Genomic DNA, 3,292 nt, shown 5'->3' on the forward strand with positions numbered 1-3,292 from the left:
ACCCGGGCCACCCGGGTCCTGCTCGGTCGCGGGACGCCGCCGTCCGCGATCATCTACGACAACGACGTCATGGCCGTCGCGGGCCTCGGCGTCGCGCACGAGATGGACGTCGCCGTCCCCGAGCGGCTCTCCCTGCTCGCCTGGGACGACTCGGCCCTCTGCCGGCTCTCCCACCCCGCCCTGTCGGCCATGAGCCTCGACGTGCACGCCATGGGCGTCCAGGTGGCCGACTGCGTCCTCAACCTGCTCGCCTCGGGCACCGTCCGCTCGTACACGGCCCCGCTCCCGCGGCTCGTGGCACGCGGGACGACGACCACCGCCCCTCGGGACGACGCCTGAGACGCAGGTCACCCGGAGGACCGTCCTGCGCTCGCACCCTGCGGGTGGTTGGGTAGGGGCATGAGCCCGTCCCCGGTCCCCGTCGACGTCGACACCCTTCGTACCGTCGCCCATGGGGCCCACTACTCACCGCACGACGTCCTCGGCCCCCACGTCGGAGGGGGCGGCGTCACCATCCGCACCCTGCGCCCGCTGGCCGAGTCCGTCGTCGTCACGACGTCGACGTCACGGGTCGCCGCGCGGCACGAGCAGGACGGCATCTGGGTGGCGGTGCTCCCCGGCGCGGACGTCCCGGACTACCGGCTCGAGGTCACCTACGACGGCCACGCCTCCGTCGTCGACGACCCCTACCGCTTCCTGCCGACGGTGCAGGAGCTGGACCGCCACCTCGTGCGCGAGGGCCGGCACGAGCAGCTGTGGACCGTGCTCGGCGCCAACACGCGCAGCTACCCGGGCGAGCTCGGGGACGTGGCGGGCACGGCCTTCGCCGTCTGGGCACCGAACGCCCGCGCCGTGCGCGTGGTCGGTGACTTCAACTACTGGCAGGGCGCGTCCCACGCCATGCGCTCCCTCGGCGACAGCGGCGTCTGGGAGATCTTCGCCCCGGGCGTCGGCGCCGGCGCGCGATACAAGTTCGAGGTGCTCGGCAACGACGGGTCGTGGCGCCAGAAGGCCGACCCCCTGGCGCAGGGCACGGAGATCCCACCCGCGACCGCCTCGGTCGTCATCGAGTCCCACTACGAGTGGTCCGACGCCGACTGGCTGACCGCCCGCAGCTCCCGCGACCCCCACACCGCGCCCATGAGCGTCTACGAGGTCCACCTCGGCTCGTGGCGCGTCGGGCTGTCCTACCGCGACCTGGCCGTCCAGCTGACCGAGCACGTCGTCTCCCTCGGCTTCACGCACGTGGAGCTGCTGCCCGTCGCCGAGCACCCGTTCGGTGGCTCCTGGGGCTATCAGGTCTCGTCGTACTTCGCGCCGACCTCCCGGTTCGGCCACCCCGACGACTTCCGCCACCTGGTCGACACGCTGCACCGGGCGGGAGTCGGCGTCATCGTCGACTGGGTCCCTGCCCACTTCCCCAAGGACGAGTGGTCGCTCGCGCAGTTCGACGGCACCCCGCTGTACGAGCACCCGGACCCCCTGCTGGGCGAGCACCCCGACTGGGGCACCTACGTCTTCAACTTCGGCCGCTCCGAGGTCCGCAACTTCCTCGTCGCGAACGCCACCTACTGGCTCGAGGAATTCCACGTCGACGGCCTGCGGGTCGACGCCGTCGCCTCGATGCTCTACCTCGACTACTCCCGCAAGCCCGGGCAGTGGCGGCCCAACCAGTACGGCGGCCGCGAGAACCTGGACGCCATCTCGTTCCTGCAGGAAGCCAACGCCACCGCCTACCGGCGCACCCCGGGGATCATGATGATCGCCGAGGAGTCGACCGCGTGGCCAGGCGTCACGGCCCCCACCGACGGCAACGGCCTCGGGTTCGGCCTGAAGTGGAACATGGGCTGGATGAACGACACCCTCCGCTACCTGGCCGAGGAGCCCGTCCACCGGCGCTACCACCACAACGAGATCACCTTCTCGATGGTCTACGCCTACTCCGAGCGCTTCGTGCTCCCCATCAGCCACGACGAGGTCGTGCACGGCAAGGGCTCGCTGTACGAGCGGATGCCCGGCGACCACTGGCAGAAGCTCGCCGGCGTCCGCCTGCTGCTGGGCTACCAGTGGACCCACCCCGGCAAGCAGCTGCTCTTCATGGGCTCCGAGTTCGCGCAGCAGACCGAGTGGGCCGAGTCGCGCTCCCTCGACTGGCACGCGCTCGACGACCCCGCCCACCAGGGCGTCCTGCGCTCCGTCGCGGACCTCAACCGGGTCTACAAGGAGACACCGGCGCTCTGGCAGCTCGACCACACGCCCGACGGCTTCGAGTGGATCGACTCCGACGACGCCTTCCGCAACACCCTCGCCTACCTGCGCAAGGGCTACGACTCCCCGCCCGTCGCGGTGGTCGTCAACTTCGCCGGCATCCCGCACGAGGGCTACCGCCTGGCACTGCCCCGCGGTGGCCGGTGGCGCGAGATCTTCAACTCCGACTCCGAGGCCTACGGCGGATCCGGCGTCGGCAACCTCGGCGAGATCGAGGCCCTGCCCGAGCCCCACTACGGTCGGCCCTACTCCGCCTCGATCCGCGTCCCCCCGCTGGGCGTCGTCGTGTTCGAGGCCGGCTGACCCACTACGCGGAGTCGAGACGAGAAGGGGCCCGCACCACTCGGTGCGGGCCCTTTCTCGCTACGGTCGATCCCATGGCGCGGGTACTGGTGACAGGCATGTCCGGCGCGGGGAAATCCACTCTGCTCGCAGCACTGAGCACGCGGGGACACCGGACCGTGGACACCGACCACGACGGTTGGCAGCTGCCCGACGGCACGTGGGACGAACCGCGGATGGCGCAGCTGCTCGCCGCTCACCACGACATCGTCATCTCCGGGACCGTCGAGAACCAGGGCCGCTTCTACGACCGCTTCGAGCACGTCGTCCTGCTCACTGCACCGCTCGACGTCCTGCTCGCACGCGTCGCCACGCGGACGACCAACCCCTACGGAAGGAATGCGGCCGACCGCGCGCAGATCATTGAATACGTCACCACCGTCGAACCATTGTTACGGCGCGGAGCCACGCTCGTTCTCGACGGCCAGCTCTCGGTCGAGGCGCTCGCCGACACCGTCGAGGCACTCCTCTGACCTGCACCGACGCACTCAGAGGACAGCCCGAGAACCCGCACGCAGCTGTCCGGGAAACAGAAAGAGCCACCCCCGAAGGGATGGCTCTTTCTGAATGATGTCCGGCGGCGTCCTACTCTCCCACACCCTGGCGAGTGCAGTACCATCGGCGCTGAAGGGCTTAGCTTCCGGGTTCGGAATGGGACCGGGCGTTTCCCCTTCGCTATGAC

Annotated in this window: 3 protein-coding genes and 1 rRNA gene; 3 read left to right on the plus strand and 1 reads right to left on the minus strand. The window is 70.2% G+C overall.

Annotated elements, in window-relative coordinates:
* From AC1DUQ_RS19635 to AC1DUQ_RS19645, 3 genes are all read left to right on the plus strand, one after another.
* On the plus strand, positions 1–339 hold a 339-nt coding region (locus AC1DUQ_RS19635), incomplete at its 5' end, for a substrate-binding domain-containing protein (protein WP_477074408.1).
* Positions 340–399: 60 nt separating this feature from the next.
* Entirely contained in the window at positions 400–2,571 is a 2,172-nt protein-coding gene (gene glgB / locus AC1DUQ_RS19640) for a 1,4-alpha-glucan branching protein GlgB (RefSeq protein ID WP_477074409.1), read from the plus strand.
* Positions 2,572–2,645: 74 nt separating this feature from the next.
* Positions 2,646–3,083 (plus strand): AAA family ATPase, encoded by a 438-nt coding sequence (locus AC1DUQ_RS19645; RefSeq protein WP_477060422.1) that lies wholly within the window; start codon positions 2,646–2,648, stop codon positions 3,081–3,083.
* 99 nt (positions 3,084–3,182) lie between these two features.
* Here AC1DUQ_RS19645 and rrf read toward each other — a convergent pair.
* Positions 3,183–3,292 (minus strand): 5S ribosomal RNA (gene rrf / locus AC1DUQ_RS19650); the annotation flags it as partial.

This window comes from Cellulomonas sp. P4_B5_2 (assembly GCF_056402235.1).